This is a genomic window from Edaphobacillus lindanitolerans (assembly GCF_900156305.1).
Lineage (GTDB): Bacteria > Bacillota > Bacilli > Bacillales_A > Planococcaceae > Bhargavaea > Bhargavaea lindanitolerans.
The window spans coordinates 399,300-424,410 of sequence record NZ_FTPL01000003.1 but is presented as its reverse complement, the minus strand read 5'-3'; the positions used below and the strand labels follow the sequence as shown (position 1 = coordinate 424,410).

The window sequence follows — 25,111 nt, the reverse complement described above, 5'->3', positions numbered from 1 at the left end:
CCCCTTGAGCCCAGAGGCCGGATCGGATCAGCCGAGGTCGATCCGCTTGTTGAGCAGTTTATATGAGATATCCACAATCAGGTTCACGAAGACGAACAGAACGGAGATGACGAGGACCGCCCCCTGGACGATCGGGAAGTCCCGTGTGTTGATCGCCTGGACGGTGAGCCGGCCCATGCCGTTGATGGCGAAGATCGTCTCGGTGAGGACCGCCCCGCCGAGGAATCCGCCGAACTCGAGCCCGACGACCGTGACGACAGGGATCAAGGCGTTCTTCAATGCATGGCGGTATGTGATGACCCGGTCAGTCAGCCCCTTTGCACGGGCCGTCCGGATGTAATCCTGTCCGATGACTTCGAGCATCGAGGAACGGGTCATGCGGGCAATGATCGCGGCGCCCCCGGTCCCGAGCGTGATGACCGGAAGGACGACCTGTCGCCAGCTGTCGCCCCAGCCGGACGGCCGAAGCTTCGCCCATGCCGGAAGCCAGTCCCCGCCGATTGCAAACCAGTCGATGAGCACGAGGCCGAGCCAGAAGTTCGGCATCGAGAGTCCGAACAGGGCGACGATCATGATGGCCGTATCCGTGAATGTATAATGACGGACCGCGGAGATGATTCCGGCCATCAGGCCGATGAAGACGGCCAGGATCGTGGCGTAGGTCGCAAGCTCCAGCGTCACCCAGAAGCGGGTCTTGATCTCGTCGACAACCGGACGGCCGCTGCGGACCGAATTCCCGAGGTCTCCCTGGACGACGCCGCTCATATAGTTAAGATATTGCTTGTGGATCGGTTCATTCAAGCCGAGGCGTTCCCTGATCTGCTCGACCGTCTTTTCCGGTGCCCCTTCCCCTGCGATGATCTGCGCCGGATCACCCGGGATGAGATGCATCAGGGAGAAGACGAGAATGGACACGCCGATGAGTACCGGAATCGTCTGCAGGAGACGCCGGATGATGTATTTGGTCATTCTGTTTCCCCCTCAGTCATTTGTTCATTTTCGGATCAAGCGCATCGCGCAGCCCATCGCCGAAGATGTTGAAGGCGAGGACGACGATGACGATCATGATTCCGGGGATGAGCACCATATGCGGCGAGTCGTGCATGAATGTCCGGCCGGCCGACAGCATGGCCCCCCATTCCGGTGCGGGCGGCTGTGCCCCGAGGCCGAGGAACGACAGGCCGCTTGCCGTCAGGACCGCGGTCGCAATACGCAGCGTCGCCTGGACGATGATCGGCGACGTGACGTTCGGCAATATATGCTTGAAGATGATCCGCAGATCGGATGCCCCGAGCGCCTTCATGGCGTCTATGTATTCCAGCTTCCGTACGGATAGCGCGGACCCCCGGACAATCCGGGCGAATGCCGGCACCGAGAAGATCCCGATGGCGATGATCATGTTCGTCAGGCTCCCGCCGAGCACGCTCACGATGGCGAGTGCAAGCAGGATGCCCGGGAATGCGAGCAGGACGTCCATGATGCGCATGATGATCGTATCCACCCATCCGCCGTAATAACCGGCGACGATTCCGAAGATGACGCCGACCACACCGCCGATCATGACGGAAAGGAATCCGACGATGAGTGTTAATTTCGCTCCATGGATGATACGGGTGAACATGTCCCGGCCATAGTTGTCTGTCCCGAACCAGTGGTCTGCGGAAGGAGGCTGGTTTTTATTCGTGATGTCGGTGGCATTTGGATCTATCGGAGTGAGCATCGGTCCGAAGATTGCCAGCAGGATGAAGAAGATGACAATACCCCCGCCAATGACGGCGGACTTGTTTTTTCTGAGCCGTCTCCAGATCCCCTTGTACATTTCAAGCCTGGGATTGTACCGTTTCGGCACTGCGGCTCCCGCTGCATGTTGCGTCATTTTAGTATCCCTCTTTCCCCCAGGACGCCGGACAGAGCCCCGCCCCGTTTTTCTCTCACTTACTAACCGATACTATAACATGAAAGTTCTAAATTCTGAATGATATTTTTCAATTCAATCTTTCCGTGCGAAAGCAAAATTTACATCCTTCCATCAGTTACTAGCAAGCGTAACCAATTATAGAAACTGCTATTGAATTCGGTGATGGGGTATGGTATATTTTTTCTGAATATTGCGGTCGATTCCGTCCGTAATATCCATAACAAATAGTAGGGGGAGACTGCATGAAGACCAAACGCAGTACACTGCTGTTGTTCATCATGATGCTTGTCGTATCCATGTTCCTCGCGGCATGCGCCGGTGGCGGAGACAATGCTTCCGACGGAGGCGACGGCAACAAAGATGAAGGCAACAAGCAAGACGAAGGCACCACAGACGGCGGTTCTGAAGGTGGGGACCTTGTCCTCGCAGTACTGTCCGATGCATCCTCGCTTGACCCGCATGGCTCCAACGATGTTCCATCTTCTGCCGTGCAGGAGAACATCTTCGAAACACTCGTAAAACGAAATGATAACAATGAAATTGAACCGGGTCTCGCAACCGAATGGGAAGCGATCGACGATACGACCTGGGAGTTCAAGCTGCAGGAAGGCGTAAAATTCCATGACGGCGAAGACTTCAATGCGGAAGCAGTCAAGAAAAGCTTTGAACGCGTACTCGACGAAAAAGTCGCATCGCCGCGCTATTTCCTCTTTGAAATGATCAACAGCGTCGAAGTCATCGACGACTATACGGTTCAGTTCAAGACCGACTATCCGTTCGCTCCGCTTCTCGCCCACATGTCCCACAACGGCGGCAGCATCATCAGCCCGAAGTCGATTGACGAAGACTACGCAGCAATGGAAGACGGCAAAGAACCGGGCTCCGTCATCTCCGAGAATCCAGTCGGCACCGGCTACTTCAAGTTTGACAGCTGGAGCCCGGGCTCCGAGATCAAGCTCGTGAAAAACGAAGACTACTGGAACGGTCCGGCGAAGGTCGACTCCGTCGCCTTCAAGGTTGTCCCTGAAAGCGCCACCCGTGCAGCCGAGCTCGAAACCGGCAACGCGCACATCATCGACCCGGTCCAGCCGAACGAAGTCGCGCGCATCAACGACTCCGGCAACGCCACTGTCGACCAGACACCATCCTCGAGCCTTTCCTATATCGGCTTCAACACCGAGAAGGCACCGTTTGACGATGTCCGCGTCCGCAAGGCGATCTCCATGGCCGTCAACAAAGAAGATATCATCGACGGCGTTTACGAAGGATTCGGCATTCCGGCCAAAGGCCCTCTCGCACCGGGCATCTTCGGCTATGACGAAAAACTGAAAATGATCGACTACAACATGGACGAAGCAAAGAAGCTCCTTGAAGAAGCGGGCTACGCAGACGGCTTCTCCACCACCATCTGGACGAACGACAACCCTCAGCGGGTTGACATGGCCGTCCTGCTCCAGCAGTCCCTGAAAGAGCTGAACATTGATGTAAAGATCGAGCAAATGGAATTCGGCACATACCTCGAAAAGACGGCAGCCGGCGAGCATGACATGTTCATCCTCGGCTGGTCCAACCCGACGGGCGACGCGGACTACGGTCTCTACGCGCTGTTCCACTCGTCCCAGAAGGGCGACCCGGGCAACCGCTCGTTCTATGAGAATGAAAAAGTCGACCAGCTGCTCGATGAAGGCCGCAAGGAAACCGATCCTGACGCACGCGTCGGCATCTATGCGGAAGCCCAGCAGCAGATCGTAGAAGATGCTCCGATGATCTTCATCCATCACCAGGAATACCTCAACGGAGTCAGCGACAAGGTCAAAGGCTTCAGCATCGACCAGGCTGGCATCTACAAACTCAAAGACGTCACTCTCTCTGAGTGATCCAACAAAAAAACCGGTGCCCGCGTTCATCCGCGGGCACCGGTTTTTTCTGTTCAAATCGGTCAGAACTGCTCCCTGGAACGGCCTGCCGCTGGAACCCCGCATCATTTCGCCCTTCACGTTTATGAAATAGGTCTTCCCGTTTTTCACATATTTTAGTATAATGGATAGAATCAAGAAAATTCAAAGATCTTTTTTCGGAAGGAGCGGTGCCCTTGATTATCATCATCGGCTTTCTCGCCATTCTGTCCATGCTCACCTTTTCGTTCATCGTGAGGAAATGGTCCAATTCCTCTTATACGAAATGGTTCACTCCGTATTATGTAAATGATCGCCATAAAAAGCTGGACCGGCGGATGCGCCTCATTTTACTGATTCTGATCCTCACGTACTTCCTGTTTGTCATCACCGGTGACAGATTTGACCGGCTTCCATGGTATTTGGAGCCTTGGTCCCTGATCTGCATCCCCTTTGCGGCAAGCGCCTTCCTGCAGGCCCGGATGGAAAAGAAATACGCGAAAAACCAGAAGGCTTATGTGGCGACGCTCGCAGAGACGGCGTTCGGGACCATCCTGCTCCTGACGCTGGCCGCAACCCGATTCTTCGGCTATGCGTGAGCGTAGCCGGCTCCGTTTTTCATGGTTCAAGAATGCCTGTAGAAACGAGGGCAATGAAAGGAGCCGATTCGAGTGATCGCTTTGTTTATTCTGGGGATGCTTCTCGCGTCTGCCGCCTTTACCTATGTGATCAAGAGATGGGCGGGCGTCAAAAAAGGCAAATGGTTCACGTGGGATTATGTGAACGACCGACACCGGAAGCTGGATAAATGGATCCGCATCACATTCATCGTCCCGTATCTGATTTATCTCGTCCCGGCCATTATGACCGGCTGGAACGAACGGGCACCTTGGTACTTGCAGACGTGGGCACTGCTGGTCGCGTTCTTCGGCGTCCTTACCCTTTTTCAGGCTTTCATGGAGAAGAAATACTCCGACAACCCCAGGGCCTACTTGGCGACGCTCGGCGACGGGGCGTTCATCATCGCGCTCTTGCTGATCGTGATCAGAAGCGGATTTTTCGGTTACCTATAAGAGTGCCGGATCATTTAAAGTGATGACTTCACCGCCGCTCATGCTATAATCTTCAAAACGCCCGTCCCTTTTTTCCGGCCGGACGGCTTGATCCTGTTGCTCAACAAGCATAAATTGATCCCGCTGCTCAACAAGCATAATTGGAGGTATTCCCTTTGCAGTCCAACAACCCGATCTTGAAAAATGAAGAATTCGGCCGCCATGCGTATTCCGGCGAACGGATGTCGGTCGCCGGCACCGTCAACAAAACCACGCTGTCGCTTCTCCTGATGTTCGCTTCGGCATCGTATGTCTGGTTCAAGTCGTTTGCGGGCGAGCCCGTTTTTGGCCTCATGATCGGCGGCGCCATCGGTGCGCTCGTACTCGTGTTCCTGACGGTGTTCGTCCAGTCCGCCGCACCGATCACCGTGCCGCTCTATGCCATCTTGGAAGGATTGTTCGTCGGCGGGATTTCCGCGATGTACCAGGGTCTTTATGACGGCATCGTCCTCCAGGCGGTCCTGCTGACCATCGGCGTCATGGCCGTCATGCTCGTGTTCTACCGGACCGGCATCCTGAAAGCGACACCGGCATTCCGAAAAGGAGTCATCGTGGCGACACTGGCCATCCTCGTCGTCTATGTGATCGATATCGTGATGCGCCTCTTCGGCGCGGCGATGCCGTTCCTGCATGATGCCGGCCCGATCGGCATCATCATCAGCCTCGTGATCGTCGGCGTTGCCGCATTGAACTTCATCATCGATTTTGACACGATTGAGCGGGGCGTGGCGATGGGCGCACCAAAAAGCATGGAGTGGATCGGTGCGCTCGGCCTCCTGACGACACTCGTCTGGCTTTATCTTGAAATGCTCCGCCTTCTCTCAAAAATCAACCGGAACTGATTCCGAAGCCGGCACTGCCCTTGCAGTGCCGGCTTTTCTTTATTTTCTAAAATCTATTGCGGTCCCTCCGATCCTATGATATATTTTCGGAATATTACGCTTGCGTAATGAACCAGTAGATTAGGGGGAAAAGAGATGAAACAGAAAACCGGCTTATTGCTGGCACTGTTGCTCGTCCTGTCCGCGTTCCTCGGGGCATGTGCGGGCGGCGGTTCGACAAAAGGGGATAAAGACGGCGATGGCGGCGAGGCCTCTGCCGGAGGGGGAGAAGGCGGGGATCTGATCCTGGCTGTCCTGTCCGATGCATCTTCACTGGACCCGCACGGATCAAATGACGTGCCGTCCAATAATATCCATGCCAACATTTACGACACACTCGTGAAACTCAATGCCGATACGGAAATCGAGCCGAGCCTTGCAAAGGAATGGAACCAGATTGACGATACGACCTGGGAATTCAAGCTCGTGGAAGGCGTCAAATTCCATGACGGTGAAGACTTCAATGCGGAAGCCGTGAAGAAAAGCCTTGACCGTGTTCGTGACGAGGCGGTCGGCTCTCCGCGCTTTTACCTGTTTGAAATGATCAACAGCGTCGATGTCATCGATGATTATACCGTACAGATTAAAACGGACTATCCGTTCGCTCCGCTGCTGTCGCACCTTGCACATGACGGCGGAAGCATGATCAGCCCGAAAGCGATCGATGAAGACTATGCCGCGATGAAAGAAGGAAAAGATCCGGGATCTGTCATTTCGGCCCACCCGGTCGGAACCGGCTACTTCAAATTCGAGAGCTGGAACCCGGGTTCGGAGATCAAGCTCGTCAAAAACGAAGACTACTGGAACGGACCGGCAAAAGTCGATTCCGTGACGTTCAAAGTCGTACCGGAAAGCGCGACCCGTGCCGCTGACCTGGAGACGGGCAATGCGCACATCATCGATCCGGTCCAGCCGAATGAAGTCGACCAAATCAATGACTCGGGCAGCGCAAAAGTAAACCAGGAACTTTCCCGCAGCCTGAGCTATCTCGGGTTCAATACGCAGAAAGCACCGTTTGACGATGTACGCGTCCGCCAGGCGATTTCCATGATGGTGGACAACGAAGAAATCGTCGAAGGCATCTATGACGGTTTCGGTGTTCCCGCGAAGGGTCCGCTGTCCCCTGGATCGTTCGGCTACGATGAAAACATCAAAGGACTCGGATACAATCCCGAAGAGGCGAAAAAGCTCCTTGAAGAAGCGGGCTATGGCGACGGCTTCAAAGCCGAAATCTGGACGAATGACAACCCGCAGCGGATCGACATCGCCGTCCTTCTCCAGCAGAAACTGAAAGAACTGAACATCGACATCAAGGTCGAACAGATGGAATTCGGTGCGTACCTTGATGAGACGAGTGCTGGAAAGCATGACATGTTCATCCTTGGCTGGTCGAACTCGACCGGCGACGCCGACAACGGCCTTTACTCGCTCTTCCACTCTTCCCAGCAGGGAGCCCCGGGCAACCGGACATTCTTCGACAATCCGGAAGTCGACAAGCTTTTGGATGAAGGCCGGCAGGAAACAGACCAAGATGCACGCCTTGCCGTTTACGACAAGGCACAGAAACTCCTGATTGAAGAAGCGCCGATGGTATTCATCCATCACCAGGAATACCTGACGGGCGTCGCCGACAATGTCAAAGGGTTCACGATCGACCCGAGCGGCATCTATCAGCTGAAAGACGTCACCATTACTCAATAAACCGATTTGAAAGGCCTGCAGGAAACCTAACCGTTTCCTGCAGGCCTTTTCTTTCATTCCCCTTCCGTCGGTTCCCACTTCAAGACCGGTCTGTTGTCGCTGTGCAGATGGTTGCGGATAAAGTCATCCGTCAGCGGCAGATGCTCCTTCAGCAGCGATGGCGGCGTCTGGGACATCCACCGGCTCAGGGAGATTTCTGCGAAATGGTCACTCCTGAACATCTCCAGGAAACGGAGAGGCGTATCCCCGGTGTTCTGGATATAGTGGCCCATCGCAAACGGCACATATCCTGCATCCCCTTCGCGGAAGTCATAGGTTCTCGCCTTCCCCGTCGCTGCGAACACCGTCATCCGCCCCTGGCCCTCCAGGTAGAACTGCCACTCTGCCTCGTTCGGGTGCCAGTGCAGTTCCCGGATGCCGCCCGGTTCAACCTCGACGAGCGCGGCGGCAATGGTCGTGGAACGCGTAAAGTTCTTCGAATCGACGATCCGTGCGGTCCCGCCGTCCGTTTTCACCGGCTCCGTGTCATAGAAACTGAAAGTGAACGGGTTCTCAACACCTTTGTTCGGATTTTCAGGCAGCTCCTGCACGATCGGTCCGGGCACCTCCCCTTGGAACATATACAGCTCTCGGTCCGGGAATTTGTCGAATGTCTCCTTCGGTACCCCGAAGTTGGCGGCCAGCACGTCCTTCGGCGTATGGGCAAACCAGTCCGCGATCGAAAATGTGCTGTTCTCCGAAAAGCTACCGTCATCGAAGACCAGGACGAACTCCGCCCCGTTCTCCAGTCCTTTTATCGAGTGCGGGATGCCCGACGGGAAGTACCACAGTCCTCCTTCTTCCACGTCATCGATAAACAGGCCGCCGTCGGTGTCGATCGCCGTCACCCTGGCCGATCCCTTGATCATGAACGCCCATTCGGCTTCCTTGTGCCAATGCAATTCCCGGACCGCTCCCGGCTCAAGGTGCATATTGACCCCGGCAATCGTATCCGACTCCGGCATCTCCCTCATCGTGACTTCCCGGGACCATCCGCCTTCCTGTATTCTCATATGGCTCAATTCATAAGGGAATTTGAGACTCGGCATGGTGCCATGATCCGTTTCGGGCGGGACGATCGTATCAGGGTTCTGGCGGTCCAGTTGGGGATTCCTCGCACCCCATATATCCCCGCCTTTCCTTCCCCTTCTCGGCTGAGGCAGCGGGTCGTTCTCGATCAGGCGTGTCTTTTTATCCACTGTTTTCATGCTCCTTCCCAAAGCGATGATATTTCCGCCTTCCCATCGAATCGGACAAAATATTCCACCAAAGGCGGGTCTACTCCAACTACTACCCTATCCATTTGGGAAAACACATACTATTTTTCTTTTCAAAACCGGCCGCTTTCGGTAGAAATGCCTATATTCCTCATGAATGGGTATCAGCGTAATGTGAATGAAAAACTTCTCCTGGAGGACGTGACACATTGACTGCACAACCGGCTTACAGTCAGAGGGTGCTCACCCTGCTGACCGGTTTCGCCACATTTCTGATGGGGTTCATCGATGCCTACACGTACATGGAACACAATGGAGTCTTCGTCAGTGCCCAGACCGGGAACATCATCGTGTTCAGCGCGAAGATGTTTTCGGGCGACTGGCATGAGGCCGCCGGCCATATTACCGTGTTCGCCGGATTTGCGGCGGGCGCGTTCATCGGAGAGGCGATCATCGAACGGTCCGGAGGCGGTTCACTGGGCAAGTACAGGACATTCCTGCTTGCACAGGGCGTACTGCTGCTCGGTCTCGCCATTTTTCAGCACGCCATCGGCCAATCCATCATGGTTTTTGCACTCGGACTTTTATCCGGTTATGAGCTGTCGGTTTTCCGGAAAATCGGATCCACTACGATCAACAACGGCATCATGACCGGAAATACGAAAAACATGATGAACAAGCTTTACCGGGCGGTTTTCGACCGGGACCGGGAGGCGGGGCGGGATTTCCGCAATTTGCTGATCGGCCTGGTTCTGTTCATCCTCGGTGTCGGCACAGGTGCGTTGGTCGTCGGCCGGGATGAGCAATTGATCCTCTGGCTCGCCTTCGTGTCGAACGGCCTGCTGTTTGTCTGGCTTCTCGCTGCAGGGAAACGGAAAAAGACCGGGGAACGATGATCCCCGGCCCCTAAACTTGAAAGCCCTCCCTGACAACTGCCAGGAGAGGGCTTTCAAGCTTCCCTTTTTCGATTTCTCATTTACTGAACAAACTCCGAAAGCCGGTTCCGGTCCGCTTCTCTCATGTCGACATCCATGAGCGTTCCGTCTTCCGTATATTCGGTCTCCAGAACGTCTGCATGCTCGTTGAGCCACGAAACGATGTCCCCCCGGTCGAACGGGACGAGCAGCCGGCACCGGACAAAATCACCGAATACCTTCGCGGCGATGAGGCGGGTGAGTGTATGGATATCCCCGGCCTCTTTCGCCGAGATCCAGATGTCGTTGTCCCGCACTTTCGGATGTTCAAGGCCGGCAAGGTCGGATTTGTTGTAGACGAATACTTCGGTGATCCCCTCGATGCCGATATCGGACAGCGTATCCTCCGTGACTTGCATCATATACCGATATTCCGGGTGCGAGACGTCCACCACCTGGAGCAGCAAATCTGCATCCGCCGCCTCCTCGAGCGTTGAGCGGAACGCCTTGACGAGATGATGCGGCAGCCTGCCGACAAATCCGACCGTATCGGTGAGCAGAAACTCCCGGTTGTCCTCCAGCTTGATCTTCCTCACCGACGTATCCAGCGTGGCAAACAGCATATCTTTCTCAAGCACCTGCCTGCCCGCTTCCTCCCCGAGTCCCGCGAGCATACCGTTCATGATCGTGGACTTCCCGGCGTTCGTGTAGCCGACAAGCGAAACGACCGGCACTTCCCGCTTCACCCGGCGCTTACGCTGGGTTTCCCGGTGGACTTTCACCGATTCGAGCTCACGCCGGAGCCGGGCGATCTGATCTTCGATTTTCCGGCGGTCCAGCTCCAGCTTCGTCTCACCCGGCCCGCGGGTCGCCACGCCGCCGCCCGTTGAACCGGCCTGCCGGCTCAGTGAGGCACGCAGACCGACAAGCCTTGGCAGCATGTATTGAAGCTGGGCGAGTTCCACCTGCATCTGCGCTTCCTTCGTCTTGGCGCGCCTTGCGAAAATATCGAGGATGAGCATCGTCCGGTCGATCACCTTCGTCTCCAGTTCTGTCTCAAGGTTTCGGATCTGCGAGGGCGACAGCTCATCATTGAAGATCACGACGTTCGAACCTGTCTCGTCATGAAATGCCTTGATCTCCCGAACTTTCCCAGAACCGATGTAGTGGGACGGATTCACCCTGTCCAGCCCTTGCGTGACGGCTCCGGCCACTTCGACCCCGCATGCATCCGCAAGGCTGGCGAGTTCCTCCATGGAATAATCAAACTGATCATCCCGGTCGAGTTCCACTCCGACAAGCACTGCGCGTTCCTGCACTTCTTCCACTAAGCGTCCCTCCATTCCTCTCCTGCAAGTATACCCGTAATCGTACCGTTCAGTTGCCCGTCTCCTGAATCACTTCTACATCCACGAGCCGTTCCGGTCCTGCACCGCCCTGTACGAATACAAGATCCACTCCGTTCTTCAAAGGAATCCGGTCGGCTTCCGGCGCGTCAAGTCCGAGGACTTCTGCCCAGCGGACCGCCGTCCTGGCCGGGTCATGCACCTGGAAAGTGCATGATCCGATACGGAATGACCGGTTCGCTTCGGGCATGGTGCCGGTCCTGAGCAATCCGGCAATCCGTTCGTCATCCGGCATGCCCCAGTCGATGAAAAACGGGAACGGCAGCGTTTCACCCGCCCCCTCTTCGATGAAAAGCATCTTCCATTCCAGAAGTTCACCTGAAACCGTGCGTCTCGATGCATCAAGGACTCCGGTTGTCCGGAACCCGCGGCTTCGGAGCCTTTCATCGAATTGGTACAAATCTCCGGGACGCAGGCACACCGTGCCCCATCCCGCACCGTTCTGTAAGTCATGCATCAAAAGACGGGTGAGCGGATGGGTTGAGGCCGCAGCCATTTCAGGCCGTTCCACGGAGAGCGATTCGATATATCCGTTCTTTGCATAAAACAGGGCGTTTTGGGTCCCCCATTTCTCATGGCTGCCCCCGGGCGCGGCGGACATCCCCTGATCGTTCCACAGGCGGGCATCCTCCTGCGGAGTCCGATTGCTAAAATATACCGCATGATCAAACTTCATCAGCTTTTCGCTCCTCCCCTGCCATTCTAGTCATTAAGTCCCAACTTCCTTGCAAATACCCGTTTTACCCTTGAATGGGCCGAGTATCTTCGTTACCCTCGGGTATACACCATTATGACGTTATTTTTGCAAAAATCAAAAGGAGAGTGGCATGGACAAATCTTCGTGGAAAAATCCTGTATTCGTTGTTTCTTCGTTGTTTATTTTAGCCTTGGTCATCATCGGGGCCGTGTTCCCGAAACAATTTGCGGCGGGTGCTTCCGTCGTCTATGACTTTACAATCGACAAATTCAGCTGGTTCTACCTGCTGTGCGTATTCCTCCTCATCGTTTTCCTGTTCGGGCTGGCCGTAAGCAAATACGGCAGCATCCGGCTTGGCGGTGAGGACGAGCGGCCGGAGTTTTCATTCTTCTCCTGGATCGCCATGTTGTTTTCGGCAGGGTTCGGCGCAGGTCTCGTCTTCTGGGGCGTGGCCGAACCGATGAGCCATATTTACAATCCCCCATTCCGGGACCTTGAACCGATGTCTGCGGAAACCGCCCGCGTGGCGATGGGGTACTCCTTCTTCCACTGGGGCATCAGCCAATGGTCGATGTTCGCCATGACCGGGCTGGTCATTGCATTCCTGCAATTCCGAAAGAAGAAAAACGGGCTGGTTTCGACCGCCCTTGAACCGGTCGTCGGCTCCGCAAAACCGGTGAAGACGACGATCGATATCCTTTCCGTCATTGCGACCATCATGGGGATGGCGACCTCGATCGGCCTCGGGGTCCTTCAAATGAACGGCGGGCTCAACTCCGTCTGGAATGTACCGAACACCCCGTACGTCCAGCTCATCATCATCGGGGTCATGATGGTCGCCTACCTGATCTCGTCCACAACCGGCCTGAACCGGGGCATCCGATATTTGAGTAACCTGAACCTCGGCCTGGCACTCGGACTTCTGCTGTTCGTCTTCTTCGCCGGACCGACCGTCTTCATCATGGAGACATTCATCGTCGCACTCGGAGATTACATCACCAATTTCGTGGAATACAGTCTACGGCTCGAGCCGTACTCCGGCCGGGAATGGGTCCAGGACTGGACCGTCTTCTACTGGGCATGGGTGATTGCCTGGTCCCCGTTTATCGGGGCATTTGTCGCCCGGGTTTCCCGCGGGAGGACCATCCGTGAATTCATCATCGGCGTGCTGATCATCCCGCCGGTCATCGCCCTGTTCTGGGTTGCCGTCTTCGGCGGCACAGCCATGTGGAATGATCTGAACGAGGGGACGCATATTGCCGAGATGGTCAACGATGATGTGACGAGCGCCCTGTTCACGACATTCGACCAGACGCTTCCGTTGCCGGGCATATTGTCGGTCCTGTCCATCTTGCTGATATTCACGTTCATCGTCACATCCGCCGACTCGGCGACCTATATCCTGGCCAGCATGACATCCGGCGGGACTCTTAATCCGAAGATGCCCGCAAAGCTGATCTGGGGCGTTCTGATGGGTGCGATTGCCGGCGTGCTCCTGTTCACGGGCGGAATCAACGGGCTTGAAACCGCATCCCTGGCCTCGGCCCTGCCGTTCGGGATCATCCTCCTGATGCTCATCTACTCGATGATCGTCCTGCTCAGGCGGGAGCCGGCCCCGATCCGGAAACGCGACATCCGCCGTTTTCAGCGGCTGGAGGCAGAATCGAGGAAAGAAAAGATCAAGCGATCATAACGTCAATAAAAGAGGTTCCGGATGATACATCCGGAACCTCTTTTTATTCAACGCTCACGCGCAAGCGTTTCAATGGTCTCGTCAAACTCGTTCTGAATATCCGGGTTCGGCCTGTAGGTCATGAGGCTGACCACAATCGCAACGACCATGCAAAGGATGAATCCCGGGACAATTTCATAAAGGTTGCCGAAGTGAACCTTGAGATAGCTCTTCCAGATGATGACGGTTGCCGCACCCGCGATCATTCCCCAGAGTGCCCCCTGGGAAGTCAGCTTCCGCCAGTACAAAGACAGCAGGATGACCGGACCGAACGAGGCACCGAAACCGGCCCAGGCGAATGAAACAAGGGCAAGGATGGTATCATTCTGCTTCCACGACAGAATGAATGCGATGATCGCTACCGCCAGAACGGCGAGCCGTCCGTACAAGACGTACGTTTTGTCCGGAGCGTCCGATTTGATCACGGCCTTGTACAGGTCCTCGATCAGCGCAGAGGATGTGACGATCAGCTGTGAGGAGATCGTACTCATCACAGCGGCCAGGACGGCGGCCAGCATGATGCCGGCAATGAACGGATGGAAGATGATCTGTCCCAGTTCGATGAATACCGCTTCGGGATCAGACAATGACAGCTGGGGATTCTGCAGGAAATATGCATATCCGACAAGCGCGGTAAATGTCGCGCCGATCAGGCTGAGCAGCATCCAGCCGATGCCGATCCTCCGGGCGGACTTGGTTTCCTTGACTGTATTGATCGCCATGAAGCGGACGATGATATGCGGCTGGCCGAAATAGCCGAGACCCCAGGCAAGCGATGAAATAATCCCCATCACTGTGGTGCCTGCGATCAGGCTCAGGTGATTCGGATCCGCTTCCCTGATCGTAGAAAAGGTCTCGGACGGGCCCCCGGTCATGAAAAACCCGACGATCGGCACGAGGATCAGCGCCAGGAACATGATCAGCCCCTGCACGAAATCGGTGTAGCTGACGGCGAGGAAGCCGCCGAACAATGTGTACGCCAAGACCACGAGCGATACGATGATCAGGCCCGAATGGTATCCCAGTCCGAAAGAGCTTTCAAAGAAGACGCCGCCTGCCACCATTCCGGAAGAAACGTAAAAGGTAAAGAATATGAGGATGATGGCACCGGAAGCGATTCTCAGCAGCGGCGAGCGATCTTTCAGCCGGCTCTGCAAATAACTCGGGATGGTGATCGAGTCACTTGAAACATGTGTATAGACCCGCAGGCGAGGGGCCACGAACAGCCAGTTCAGGTAGGCGCCGACCGTCAGGCCGATCCCGATCCATGCCTCCCCCATGCCTGTCAGATAAATTGCTCCGGGGAATCCCATCAGGAGCCATCCGGACATATCTGCAGCCCCCGCGCTGAGTGCAGTGACCGCAGGGCCGAGTGAACGCCCTCCAAGCATATAATCCGTCAAGTTGGCCGTTCTCCGGTAGGCATACCAGCCGATGAGCAGCATGGCCGCCATGTAGATGATGATTGCGATGAGCTTGAAAGTAGATTCCGTCATTTGTTTTCCCCTCCTTTTCAATTATCCTAACACAGGATTCTTGTTTGAAGATTCCTGATATCAGAGTTGTCAGTTGTAAAATATTCCGTCAGTGCGTCTGACCGTGTCGGACCGCCGCGGAATATTTCCCGGGAAATCGACTCGGAATGACAAACCGGCGTTTCATCGCGTTTCAGCAAAAAACAGGCGGAAGAAGAGTAAGTGGAAAGGCGAAACCGGCCGTTCACCATGATCCGATCAGGCGCGTTTGCTTACGTTGACTGAGCAGTGCTGCTGCTCATGACCGAATGCTGCATGAATGGTGGCGGATTGCCCCGGCGTGTTTATCCTGCGCCCTCAAGGGAATTTGATTGATAAAAAGGAGGCATCGGCCATGCCATGGACAGAACACGATTATCCTGACTCGATGAAGAATATGGACAAAGACGTCCGCAGCAAAGCGATTGAGATTGCCAACGCACTGCTCCGGGAAGGTTACCCGGATGAGCGGGCCATTCCGATTGCAATGGACAAGGCAAGGGACTATGTGGAAGGCGATTCAGGCAACCGCCCGGTGTTTGAGGTGAAGGAAGACGGAGAGGACTGGGTGCTCCGCGAGTCCGGAAAGGACAAAAACATATTCAGTGAAGATACGAAAAAAGCCCTTCTCGACAAAGCGAAGGAGCATGTCAACAAGAAAGACGGCATCCTGAAAATCTACAAGGGTGACGGGGACCTGGAAGATACCCTCTACAGAGGCTGACAGGCATTCATCTGCGCAGAGAAACAGCACACCCGATGGTGTGCTGTTTCTTCCGTTCACTGAGTGCCGGGACTTCACGTCAGTCTTCTATTTTCTGTCCCAGAAACGCTGATGGGCAATCGCCGCTACAAACTCCTTGGCGAAATCCGGATTGTTCGAGGCAAACACGACCCCGGCCAGATTGTTCTCATTCGACGCTTCCAGATAAGCCCGGCCGGCCTCCGCGATTCCGATCGGCTTATAGTGATTGTACGCAACCCGGATATAATCCTTCACCTCGTAATTAAACTGATTCTGGTTGCTTGAACTGCCCCCAACAACATAAAGTGAATCCAGCAAATACGGATTTGTGGTCAGGAACGTCTCATTGACCGTCAGTTTCATGCCGTTGTCCCCCAAGACCGTGCCGAGCTTATCGCTTACGACGACAACAAAAACCCCATGTTCTTCCAGAGCCTTGATTGTCCCGGCCACCTCATCCGCGTTGAAACCGTTGCCGACCAGTACTCCCACCTTTAGTGAATATGCATATTTGGGCGTTCCGGCCTGGCTGAGGGACGGATAGCTCGTCGACACGGGGACGTTCGTCCCGTCCGGACGGCTGACCCCGACGTTGTCCGCCACAATATCCGCCATGCCTTTATCCACGTACACGAGCTGACCTACGGTTTGCTGACGCACCGACTCGCTTTTCACGCTGCCGACCTGATAATTCAGCGCTTTGATCATATGCTGTTTTTCAATCGGCGTTAAGCTGTTCCAAAAGATCCTGGGCTGCGTATAGTAGTCATCGAAAGCCGCGGGCCGCTTGCGGGTGACATGCCCTTCCGTTTTCGCCGGGTAATGCGCAAAGCCCCCTTTTTCGGGCGGCGTGGTGTACGGGGTGTTGTTGTCCAGCGAGTTATTATGATAGCTCGTTTCGTCCACGTCGATCCGGTACCTCATATAGCCTTTGCGTTGATTGTTATGGAACGGGCAGAGTGGCCGGTTGATCGGCAGATCCTCGTAGTTCTTGCTGCCCAGACGGTGATACTGCGCCGTTTTATAGGCAAGCAGCCTGCCCTGAAGAACCGGATCGTTGGAAAAGTCAATTCCGGGCACGACGCTTCCGGGGTTGAATGCCGCCTGTTCAATCTCGGAAAACTCATTGTCCACGTTCCGGTTCAACGTCATTTTCCCGATGATCTGGACAGGGATGAGTTCTTCCGGCCAGAACTTCGTCGCATCCAGAATATCGAAGTCGAACTTGAATTCATCTTCCTTTGGGATGAGCTGAACCCCCAGCTCATACTCAGGAAACGCCCCCCGGTCAATTGCTTCCCTGAGGTCCCGACGGTGGAAATCCGGGTCGATGCCGCCGATTTTTTGTGCTTCGTCCTGCAGAAGCGAATGTGATCCGAGAACCGGCTTCCAGACGAATCTGACGAATGTCGCGACGCCTTGCTCATTCACGAACAAGTACGTATTGACCGACCATGACTCCATCATCCGGTAGCTTCTAAGGATTCCCCTGTCTGACATGACCCAGAGCGTCATATGGAGGGCTTCGGGATTATTTGCGACATAATCCCAGAAGGTGTCATGTGCACCGGCGGCCTGCGGGATGCCCGTACGGGGTTCCGGCTGATAGGCATGGATGATATCGACAAATTTCATCGCATCCTGGTTGATCAAAACCGGGAATGCGATCATCGTCATGTCATAATTTCCTTCTTCAGTATAAAACTTAACTCCCAGACAGCGAAGGTCCCTCGCCGTATCTTTGGACCCCTTGCTCCCCTGCACAGTGGAAAAACGGACAAACAGAGGCGTTTTTTTGCCGGCTTCCTGCAGAAACCCGGCTTTGGTGTACGCCTTCATCGATTGATAGCACTCGAACACCCCGTGTGCCCCGTACCCTCTGGCGTGTACCTTTCTTTCGGGTATTTCTTCATGTACGAAGGATGTGATTTTCTCAAAGTAATGAACATCTTCCATCAAGCCGGGCCCGCGTTCTCCGGCTGTTAAGATCCGTTCATCGTCCGAGATCTTCCTTGCCTGGTTTGTCTCCATCGGATTTCCAGCATTTCGGACCCGGAATTTTTCCAGTTGCTCGTTTTTGCTATTTTCATTTACTCTTTTTTGATGGTTCGAAGACGAATGTTCAACCAAAACATCACCTCTTGAATTTATTGTATCTTTACATCATACGCATGCTTCAGCCCCCCTATCACTTTGCCGGCAACGCCGAACATCTGGCCTTCCCCATAAAAAAGCAGCCTGCAAACCATTGATGGTTTGCAGGCTGTTGAGTATAGAATATGATTCATACTTCAACCCGCTGCTCGGACATTTCACGGAGTTTGAACTTCTGGATCTTTCCGGAGGCGGTCATCGGGTATTCTTCAGTGAACTCGATGTAACGGGGGATTTTGTGATAGGAGATCTTCCCTTTGCAAAATTCCCGGATCGTCTCTGCCGTCTCCTTTGCTCCCTGCTTCAGGATGATCCACGCCATCAGCTCTTCCCCGTACTTCGGATCCGGCACGCCGACGACCTGGACGTCGCTGATGGACGGATGGGTGTAAAGGAACTCCTCGATCTCCCTCGGGTAGATATTCTCCCCGCCGCGGATGACCATGTCTTTGATGCGGCCGGTGATGTCGATATAGCCGTCCCCATCCATGACGGCGATGTCCCCGGTATGGAGCCAGCCGTCCGGATCAATGGCCGTGCGCGTCGCTTCTTCATTATTATAGTAGCCCTTCATGACGTGGTAGCCCCGGGTGCACAGTTCCCCTGGCTCGCCCTGCGGCACTTCCTCCCCGGTCGCCGGGTTGATGATCTTCACTTCCACATGCGGGTGCGGTTTGCCGACGGTCGAGACGCGCTTCTGGATCGGATCGTCGGTCCGCGTCTGCGTAATCACCGGCGAAGACTCTGTCTGCCCGTAGCAGATCGTGATTTCATCTGCTCCCATGTCGTGAATGACTTTTTTCATGACTTCGATCGGGCAGGTCGATCCTGCCATGATGCCAGTCCGGAGCGAGGATGTATCGAAATTCTTGAACTCCGGATGCTCAAGCTCCGCGATGAACATCGTCGGCACCCCATTGAGCGCCGTGCATTTCTCGTCCTGCACGGCCTTCAGCACCGTAAGCGGCTTGAACTGCTCGACGATGACACAGGTGGACGCATGAGTGACCGCCGTCAATGTGCTGAGCACACAGCCGAAGCAATGGAAGAACGGCACCGGAATGCAAAGCCGGTCCTTCTCGGTCAGCTTCATGAAATCTCCGATGAGCTGTGCATTGTTGACGATGTTGTTGTGCGTCAGCATGACACCCTTCGGAAATCCGGTCGTCCCCGACGTATACTGGATGTTGATCACGTCATCCGGATCAAGCGAGTCAAAGCGTGACTCCAAGGATTCATCGGCTACTTCCTCAGCAAATGCTTCCAGTTCCGACCACTTATACATGCCGGGTTCGTCGCTCTCCGTCATGAGGATGATCCGCTTCAGCTTCGGCAGCCTGTCGCAACTGATTTCCCCCTTGGCCGAATGGGCGGATTCCGGACAGACCGCCCGCACGATGTCGATATAGCTCGTCCCCTTGAAACTTTCATCGAGGATGAGTGTCGTCGCGTCCGATTGCCGGAGCAGATACTCCAGCTCCGCGGCCTGGTAGTTCGTGTTCACCGTGACGAGCACGGCCCCCATCTTGCCGGTGGCAAACTGGCTCAGGAACCACTCCCGCTTGTTGTCCGACCAGATCGCGACATGTTCCCCTTTTTGAATCCCCATGCCGATGAACGCTTTTGCCAGCCGGTCCGTTTCCCCATCGAACTCGCGGTACGTCTTCCGGATTCCATGCTCCGGATATACATAGGCTTCGACTTCCGGAAATTGCCGTGCCTTCTCCCGGACGACCTGCCCGACTGTCTGATTTAAAAGTGACATTCCGCCATCCCCCCTGAAATCGCTTTCAGATTTATATTAACATATTTTTCTGACCCTTTTGAAGAATAATCGCTGTGACCGATTTCATGCAGCCGTGCTTGAACGGCAGTCGGATTGCGGATGCCATCCATCCGGAAATATCACAGCAAGCAAAAACACCGCCCGGTCGGACGGTGTTGCATAATCAAGAGCTCACGTGTTCCCGGCAGCTGTGGACGGGATGGGCTTTGCCGCGTTCATCCATATAAACAAGGTGGCTCCGGTTGAACTGGGTCGGCGAGTCGAGGCCGGCTGCCGCCGCGATGCGGAACAGGCCTTCTCTCATCGTGAGGATATAGTTCGTGACCCGGTATTTCTTTTCATCGACGACCAGCGCCTTTTGAAGGCTTTCATCGGTCGTCGCAACGCCGGCCGGGCACTCGTTCGTATGGCATCGGAGCGCCATGATGCAGCCGACGGAGATCATGAATCCGCGGGCGACCTGGACAAGGTCCGCACCGAGTGCAAGGGCGACGGCCGCTTTGTCGGGCGTTGTGATCTTGCCCGAAGCGATGATCTTCACACGGTCACGCACGCCATGTTCACGGAGCGAGTCGTCGAGGATCGTGAGCGCCGTCTTGATCGGAAGGCCGAGGCTGTCGGCCATATCCCGGTAGGTCGCGCCGGAGCCGCCCTCCGAACCGTCGACCGTGATGAAGTCCGGGCCCTTGCCGGTCTTTTCCATCCAGGACGCCAGTTCATCGGCCTCGCTTTTGCTGCCGATGACGACTTTGATGCCTACCGGCTTGCCGCCGGCTTCGCGGATCTGCGAGATGAAGTCAAACATCGACGGGTAGTCGCTGAACTGATTGAACCGGTTCGGACTGTTGATCGTCGTGTACGGCTGGACCGTCCGGATCTGGGCGATCTCTTCGGTGACTTTGGCCCCTTCGACATGCCCCCCGCGCATCTTCGCCCCTTGAGCGAGCTTCAGCTCAAATGCCCGGACGTTCGGCAGGGCCGCCTTCTCCCTGACCTTTTCAATGCTGAACTCGCCGTCCTCCGTCCGGAATCCGAACAGTCCGGATCCGATCTGGGCGATGATCTCCGGGCCGCCGGCAAGATGATGATCCGACAATCCGCCTTCCCCCGTGTTCATCCAGGCGCCCTTCGCCATCCCGATCCCCTTTGACAGGGCGGTGATGGCATTTTTCCCGAGCGCCCCGTAGCTCATGCCCGACTGGCCGAGCAGGCTGCGTGCCCTGAACGGGTGCTCGCAGTCCGGTCCGATGACGACCGCTTCGTCTTCCGGCAGCAGCCAAGGCAGTGCCGGTATCTCTTCCGTATGTTCTTTTCGGGTGAAGAGTCCCTCATCGTCGATCACGTAATGGCGGGTGTTGACCAATTCTGAGTTGTCCACCCGCATTTCTTCGTTCTGTTTTGTGAACATGGCGTTCTTGATGTAATAGCCCGGCTCCTCGAAATCGCGCTTCGAGCCGAAGCCGATCAGATTGCTTTTGTACTTGCCCGGAAGCACCATCGCGAGGTACTCCTCCCGGCTGAACGGCTTTCCGGCATTGTCATCGGAAAACAGGTATTGCCGGAATTCAGGACCCGTCCGTTCCAGGAAATAACGGACCCGCCCGAGGATCGGAAAATTCCTCAGGATCGAATGCTGCTTTTGTCCCCGGTCATAGAAGAACAGCCAGACGACTGTCACAACCGGTCCGACGACAAGCAGGATGAACAAAATCATGGCGGTCAGCGATACGTTCTCAAAAAAATTGCCCACCGTGAACTCCCCTTTCATCTGCGAATACTAAAAATTGTTTACCCTAAAACACTTTTGATAAGCTATAAGGTATGACAAAAGACAGGGAAGGCGGAGAGTATAGATGGTAATTGAGTTGTTGATGTCACATGCTTCGGTGAGGGACTATGAGGACAAGGCACTGGATCGGGAAACCGTGGCCCGGCTTGTCCGTGCCGGACAGCATGCAGCGAGCTCCCATTTCGTGCAGGCCTACTCCGTGATCCACGTGACGGACCCGGACAAGCGGAAAGCCCTTGCCGAACTTTCGAAGAATCCTAAACAGTTTCTCGGCGCGGGGGCTGTGCTGATCTTCTGCATGGACTTCCGCCGTCTTGAAAAGGCAGCGGGCCTTCACGGATCGTCGATCAGCTTTGCCAATGCAGAAGCGCTCCTCGTCGGCGTGACCGACACGGCGCTGTTTGCCCAAAATGTCGCCGTTGCCGCAGAATCGGAAGGCTACGGCATCTGCTATATCGGCGGGGTGCGGAATGCTCCGGCGGAGATCAGCGAAGTGCTCGGCCTCCCGGACGGCGTCGCACCGATGTACGGCATGACGATCGGCGTGCCCGCGGTCCGGCACGAAGTCAAGCCCCGCCTGCCGCTAGAGGCCGTCCTTCATGAAAATGAATATGACGACGAAAAATACGACCGCCTGCTTCCCGAGTATGACCGGACCATTCGTGAGTACTATGCGTCGAGGAGCGCCAATACCAAGGAAGACGACTGGACTTCCTCCATGGCCCGATTCCTCAAAGATCAGCGGCGGGTCCATATGAAGGAATTCCTCGAGAAACGCGGATTCCGGTTTGACTGATTGGCGCGGTGCGGTCGGAAAGTACCGGCGTGAGTGAGGCAAGTTTGGCTCTGTGTGAGGCAAGTTTCAGCCCGAGTGAGGCAAGTTTTGCCTGAAGTGGCCGATGTTTCGCCTCGAGTGGCTGAAGTTTCACCTCGAGTGGCCGGAGTTTCGCTCCTAAAGATCAAAGATCGGCGATGCCCTCCCCGGCAGAGCCGCGCAGTCCTGAAGAAAGCAGGGTGAAGGATGGAATTTAAAGAGATGCTGGATGAGTTCGCCGGACGTGTGGCGGATGGCCGCCTGATCAAGGCGACGATCAGCGGACCGCGGCGGAAGTCGGAAGGGCTGCAGCGCGTCCGGATCAAGCCGGTCGAGTTGCGCGGCGAGCTCCATGTCCAATTTGAATATCAGTATGAACGGATCCTGAAGCACGAGAACATCCCGGCAGGCGAAGTCCGTTCGGAACTCGGCCGTCTGCTCGGGGATTTCCGCCAGGTGCAGGCCTCGTTCACGGGAGAAGATGTCCAGATCCTCCTGTCGAAGAAGCTTAAAGTGTCCTGGAAGACGGAAAGAACGGAGAATGCGGCTTCGGCCGATCTGTCCCATGACCGGAAGAAAAAGTACCTGCTCGAGGAAGGCACCCCGTATCCGTTCCTCGTGCGGCTCGGCGTCCAGACGCCTAACGGCAAAGTGAAAAAAGGAAAGATGGACAAGTTCCGGCAGATCAACCGGTTCACCGAGTTCATCGACGACAGCCTGCGTCACCTGCCGAAGGACCGGACGCTCCGAATCCTCGACTTTGGTTCGGGGAAATCCTATCTGACCTTTGCGCTCTATCATTATCTGAAGATCGAGCAGGGGCTCGATGTGCAGGTAACGGGCCTCGATCTGAAAAAAGAGGTCATCGAGGATTGCCGGCAGATTTCAGCTGACCTAGGTTACGGGGACAGCCTTGAGTTCCTCGTCGGGGACATCAACGATTATAATGATGAAACGCAGGTCGACATGGTTGTGACGCTGCATGCCTGCGACGTGGCGACCGATGCGGCACTCGCCCGCGCAGTCCGCTGGGGGGCTGACGTCATCCTCAGCGTGCCGTGCTGCCAGCATGAACTGTTCGCGCAGCTCGATGCACCGGAGCTCGGCGTCATGCTCCAGCACGGGCTGATCAAGGAACGATTCGCTGCGCTTGCGACCGACTCCATCCGCGCAGAGCTGCTGGGACTCGTCGGCTATGACGCCCAGCTGCTTGAGTTCATCGACATGGAACATACGCCGAAGAACATCATGATCCGCGCCTACCGCACCGGAAGAAAACCTGATGTCCAACGCGTTCTGCGGTACAAGCAGTTCCGCGGTCTGCTCGGCGCCGATCCGTTCCTCGAGCGGGAACTGAGCGGCCGGCTTGGTGATATTTTAAAATGAATAGACTGTGCCAGGGGCTTTTCTCTGAAGGGCTCACACTTAAAGAGTGTGTTTCACAATCCCTCCCCTGCCTATGACCTACAGAATGGAGTGCATCACATGGATCTGATCAAAAAAATCGAAGAAGCGAAGGAATTTATCACAGGCAAGACGGACCACCAACCTGCAACAGGGCTGATCCTCGGCTCGGGGCTTGGTTCGCTCGCGGATGAAATCGAAGAAGCCGTGCACATCCCGTATTCCGAGATTCCGCATTTTGCGAAGTCGGGCGCGGTCGGACATGCAAACGAGCTGGTAATCGGCCGGCTGAACGGCCGGACGGTGGCAGCGATGAAGGGCCGCTTCCACTATTATGAAGGGTTCACGCTCGAGGAAGTGACGTTCCCTGTGCGCGTCATGAAGGCGCTCGGCGTGACCAATCTGCTCATCACAAACGCATGCGGTTCGGTGAATGAAGGCTTCAAGCCGGGGGATCTGATGCTGATCACCGACCATTTGAATCTGACGGGGACGAATCCGCTCATCGGACCGAACATCGACGAGCTCGGCACACGCTTCCCGGACATGACCCGTGCCTATGATAAGGAACTGCGCTCCCTGGCGGCACAGACAGCGGACCGGCTCGGTTTCGGCCTCCGCGAAGGCGTGTATGCCTGGTGGAGCGGTCCGGCGTACGAGACACCCGCTGAAATCCGGATGATCCGTACGCTCGGAGCCGATGCGGTCGGCATGTCGACCGTGCCGGAAGCAATCGTCGCGGCGCACGCCGGGCTTCGGGTGCTCGGCATCTCCTGCCTGACGAACATGGCGGCCGGCATCCTCGACCAGCCGCTCAGCCATGATGAAGTGATCGAAGTGGCGGCCAATGTCCGCGAAAAGTTTGTCAGCCTTGTGAAGGGCGTACTGAAAGAAATGAATTAAATACGCAAAATACCGGCGATCCACGGGGTCGCCGGTTTCTTTTTATCGAAGTTCCTGCTATGATAGTCAATGGTGTAAATTTTCAAAATAAATAAAAAGGTGTGTGCAAACCATTGACTGAACCACTATTATTCGGAGACCGCCTGAAAGCCCTCCGACTGCATCACGAATATTCACCCGACGAGCTTGCGGAAAGGATCGGCGTCGCCAAAAGCCTGATCTGGAGTTTTGAAATCGGGAAAAAGCAGCCGACCTACCCCCAGCTGATCCTGCTGGCCGACACGTTTGGCGTCTCGACAGATTTCCTGCTCGACCGGGACAATGCGCCGATCGATTTCAGGGATTCTGCCGACAGCCTGATGAGCCGGTATGATTTCAGTCTTGACGGAGTGCCGCTGTCAAAGGATGAACTGCTCGAAGTCAGGACATGGATCCGGGAAAAACGGGTGAAGGAAACACCCGAGGCCGGTGTCACATGATGACACACCGG

Annotated in this window: 20 protein-coding genes and 1 pseudogene; 12 read left to right on the top strand and 9 right to left on the bottom strand. The window is 55.5% G+C overall.

Annotated elements, in window-relative coordinates:
• Positions 1–27: 27 nt before the first annotated feature.
• Positions 28–969 carry an ABC transporter permease gene (locus B0B07_RS11585; protein WP_076759092.1) on the bottom strand — a complete coding sequence of 314 codons (942 nt, stop codon included), beginning with the start codon at positions 967–969 and terminating at the stop codon, positions 28–30.
• Between the two features lie 16 nt (positions 970–985).
• On the bottom strand, positions 986–1,876 hold the full coding sequence (gene nikC / locus B0B07_RS11580) for a nickel transporter permease (RefSeq protein ID WP_076759090.1): 891 nt from the start codon (positions 1,874–1,876) through the stop codon (positions 986–988).
• A 284-nt stretch (positions 1,877–2,160) separates the two neighbouring features.
• Between nikC and B0B07_RS11575 the strand changes: the two genes are divergently transcribed.
• The 5 genes from B0B07_RS11575 (at position 2,161) to B0B07_RS11555 (ending at position 7,507) form a co-directional block, all read left to right on the top strand.
• Positions 2,161–3,795 (top strand): glutathione ABC transporter substrate-binding protein, encoded by a 1,635-nt coding sequence (locus B0B07_RS11575; RefSeq protein ID WP_076759089.1) that lies wholly within the window; start codon positions 2,161–2,163, stop codon positions 3,793–3,795.
• 215 nt (positions 3,796–4,010) lie between these two features.
• Complete coding sequence (locus B0B07_RS11570) at positions 4,011–4,412, top strand: DUF4181 domain-containing protein (protein ID WP_076759087.1); 402 nt, start codon at positions 4,011–4,013, stop codon at positions 4,410–4,412.
• A gap of 72 nt (positions 4,413–4,484) precedes the next feature.
• Positions 4,485–4,886: a DUF4181 domain-containing protein gene (locus B0B07_RS11565; RefSeq protein ID WP_076759086.1), complete on the top strand. Its 402-nt coding sequence runs from the start codon at positions 4,485–4,487 to the stop codon at positions 4,884–4,886.
• A gap of 155 nt (positions 4,887–5,041) precedes the next feature.
• Positions 5,042–5,767 (top strand): Bax inhibitor-1/YccA family protein, encoded by a 726-nt coding sequence (locus B0B07_RS11560; RefSeq protein WP_076759084.1) that lies wholly within the window; start codon positions 5,042–5,044, stop codon positions 5,765–5,767.
• Positions 5,768–5,902: 135 nt separating this feature from the next.
• Positions 5,903–7,507: a glutathione ABC transporter substrate-binding protein gene (locus B0B07_RS11555; protein ID WP_076759082.1), complete on the top strand. Its 1,605-nt coding sequence runs from the start codon at positions 5,903–5,905 to the stop codon at positions 7,505–7,507.
• Between the two features lie 53 nt (positions 7,508–7,560).
• Here B0B07_RS11555 and B0B07_RS11550 read toward each other — a convergent pair whose 3' ends face one another.
• Positions 7,561–8,745: a cupin domain-containing protein gene (locus B0B07_RS11550; protein ID WP_084186683.1), complete on the bottom strand. Its 1,185-nt coding sequence runs from the start codon at positions 8,743–8,745 to the stop codon at positions 7,561–7,563.
• A gap of 227 nt (positions 8,746–8,972) precedes the next feature.
• Here B0B07_RS11550 and B0B07_RS11545 point away from each other — a divergent pair, with 227 nt between their 5' ends.
• Complete coding sequence (locus B0B07_RS11545) at positions 8,973–9,659, top strand: YoaK family protein (RefSeq protein WP_084186670.1); 687 nt, start codon at positions 8,973–8,975, stop codon at positions 9,657–9,659.
• Positions 9,660–9,739: 80 nt separating this feature from the next.
• Here the strand turns inward: B0B07_RS11545 and hflX are convergent, their stop codons facing one another.
• Positions 9,740–11,005 carry a GTPase HflX gene (gene hflX, locus B0B07_RS11540; RefSeq protein ID WP_407643871.1) on the bottom strand — a complete coding sequence of 422 codons (1,266 nt, stop codon included), beginning with the start codon at positions 11,003–11,005 and terminating at the stop codon, positions 9,740–9,742.
• A 49-nt stretch (positions 11,006–11,054) separates the two neighbouring features.
• Positions 11,055–11,759: a VOC family protein gene (locus B0B07_RS11535; protein ID WP_084186669.1), complete on the bottom strand. Its 705-nt coding sequence runs from the start codon at positions 11,757–11,759 to the stop codon at positions 11,055–11,057.
• A 151-nt stretch (positions 11,760–11,910) separates the two neighbouring features.
• Here B0B07_RS11535 and B0B07_RS11530 point away from each other — a divergent pair, with 151 nt between their 5' ends.
• The gene (locus B0B07_RS11530; protein WP_076759077.1) at positions 11,911–13,473 is read left to right on the top strand and encodes a BCCT family transporter; all 1,563 of its coding nucleotides are present in this window, start codon (positions 11,911–11,913) and stop codon (positions 13,471–13,473) included.
• A gap of 47 nt (positions 13,474–13,520) precedes the next feature.
• On the opposite strand, the gene putP is transcribed toward B0B07_RS11530, so the two are convergent.
• Complete coding sequence (gene putP, locus B0B07_RS11525) at positions 13,521–15,008, bottom strand: sodium/proline symporter PutP (protein ID WP_076759075.1); 1,488 nt, start codon at positions 15,006–15,008, stop codon at positions 13,521–13,523.
• Between the two features lie 373 nt (positions 15,009–15,381).
• On the opposite strand from putP, the gene B0B07_RS11520 reads away from it, so the two are divergent.
• Complete coding sequence (locus tag B0B07_RS11520) at positions 15,382–15,750, top strand: DUF2188 domain-containing protein (protein WP_076759074.1); 369 nt, start codon at positions 15,382–15,384, stop codon at positions 15,748–15,750.
• Between the two features lie 87 nt (positions 15,751–15,837).
• Here B0B07_RS11520 and B0B07_RS11515 read toward each other — a convergent pair whose 3' ends face one another.
• From B0B07_RS11515 to B0B07_RS11505, 3 genes and pseudogenes are all read right to left on the bottom strand, one after another.
• Positions 15,838–17,802 carry a catalase gene (locus B0B07_RS11515; protein WP_200805806.1) on the bottom strand — a complete coding sequence of 655 codons (1,965 nt, stop codon included), beginning with the start codon at positions 17,800–17,802 and terminating at the stop codon, positions 15,838–15,840.
• A 253-nt stretch (positions 17,803–18,055) separates the two neighbouring features.
• Positions 18,056–19,708: pseudogene (locus B0B07_RS11510) on the bottom strand (AMP-binding protein); the annotation flags it as partial.
• 166 nt (positions 19,709–19,874) lie between these two features.
• Positions 19,875–21,425, bottom strand: coding sequence for an FMN-binding glutamate synthase family protein (locus tag B0B07_RS11505; protein ID WP_234982387.1), 1,551 nt, complete (start codon positions 21,423–21,425; stop codon positions 19,875–19,877).
• 139 nt (positions 21,426–21,564) lie between these two features.
• Between B0B07_RS11505 and nfsA the strand changes: the two genes are divergently transcribed.
• The 4 genes from nfsA (at position 21,565) to B0B07_RS11485 (ending at position 25,100) form a co-directional block, all read left to right on the top strand.
• Positions 21,565–22,296, top strand: coding sequence for an oxygen-insensitive NADPH nitroreductase (gene nfsA / locus B0B07_RS11500; RefSeq protein ID WP_076759067.1), 732 nt, complete (start codon positions 21,565–21,567; stop codon positions 22,294–22,296).
• Between the two features lie 225 nt (positions 22,297–22,521).
• Entirely contained in the window at positions 22,522–23,700 is a 1,179-nt protein-coding gene (locus tag B0B07_RS11495; protein WP_076759066.1) for a class I SAM-dependent methyltransferase, read from the top strand.
• A gap of 99 nt (positions 23,701–23,799) precedes the next feature.
• Entirely contained in the window at positions 23,800–24,621 is an 822-nt protein-coding gene (locus B0B07_RS11490) for a purine-nucleoside phosphorylase (protein ID WP_076759064.1), read from the top strand.
• Positions 24,622–24,734: 113 nt separating this feature from the next.
• On the top strand, positions 24,735–25,100 hold the full coding sequence (locus B0B07_RS11485) for a helix-turn-helix domain-containing protein (RefSeq protein WP_076759062.1): 366 nt from the start codon (positions 24,735–24,737) through the stop codon (positions 25,098–25,100).
• Positions 25,101–25,111 lie beyond the last annotated feature (11 nt).

Coding starts and splice junctions, on each gene's coding strand:
- B0B07_RS11585 (WP_076759092.1), bottom strand. CDS start 969: ATGACCAAATACATCATCCGGCGTCTCCTGCAGACGATTCCGGTACTC.
- nikC (WP_076759090.1), bottom strand. CDS start 1,876: ATGACGCAACATGCAGCGGGAGCCGCAGTGCCGAAACGGTACAATCCC.
- B0B07_RS11575 (WP_076759089.1), top strand. CDS start 2,161: ATGAAGACCAAACGCAGTACACTGCTGTTGTTCATCATGATGCTTGTC.
- B0B07_RS11555 (WP_076759082.1), top strand. CDS start 5,903: ATGAAACAGAAAACCGGCTTATTGCTGGCACTGTTGCTCGTCCTGTCC.
- B0B07_RS11535 (WP_084186669.1), bottom strand. CDS start 11,759: ATGAAGTTTGATCATGCGGTATATTTTAGCAATCGGACTCCGCAGGAG.
- B0B07_RS11530 (WP_076759077.1), top strand. CDS start 11,911: ATGGACAAATCTTCGTGGAAAAATCCTGTATTCGTTGTTTCTTCGTTG.
- putP (WP_076759075.1), bottom strand. CDS start 15,008: ATGACGGAATCTACTTTCAAGCTCATCGCAATCATCATCTACATGGCG.
- B0B07_RS11520 (WP_076759074.1), top strand. CDS start 15,382: ATGCCATGGACAGAACACGATTATCCTGACTCGATGAAGAATATGGAC.
- B0B07_RS11515 (WP_200805806.1), bottom strand. CDS start 17,802: ATGGAGACAAACCAGGCAAGGAAGATCTCGGACGATGAACGGATCTTA.
- B0B07_RS11505 (WP_234982387.1), bottom strand. CDS start 21,425: ATGATTTTGTTCATCCTGCTTGTCGTCGGACCGGTTGTGACAGTCGTC.
- nfsA (WP_076759067.1), top strand. CDS start 21,565: ATGGTAATTGAGTTGTTGATGTCACATGCTTCGGTGAGGGACTATGAG.
- B0B07_RS11495 (WP_076759066.1), top strand. CDS start 22,522: ATGGAATTTAAAGAGATGCTGGATGAGTTCGCCGGACGTGTGGCGGAT.
- B0B07_RS11490 (WP_076759064.1), top strand. CDS start 23,800: ATGGATCTGATCAAAAAAATCGAAGAAGCGAAGGAATTTATCACAGGC.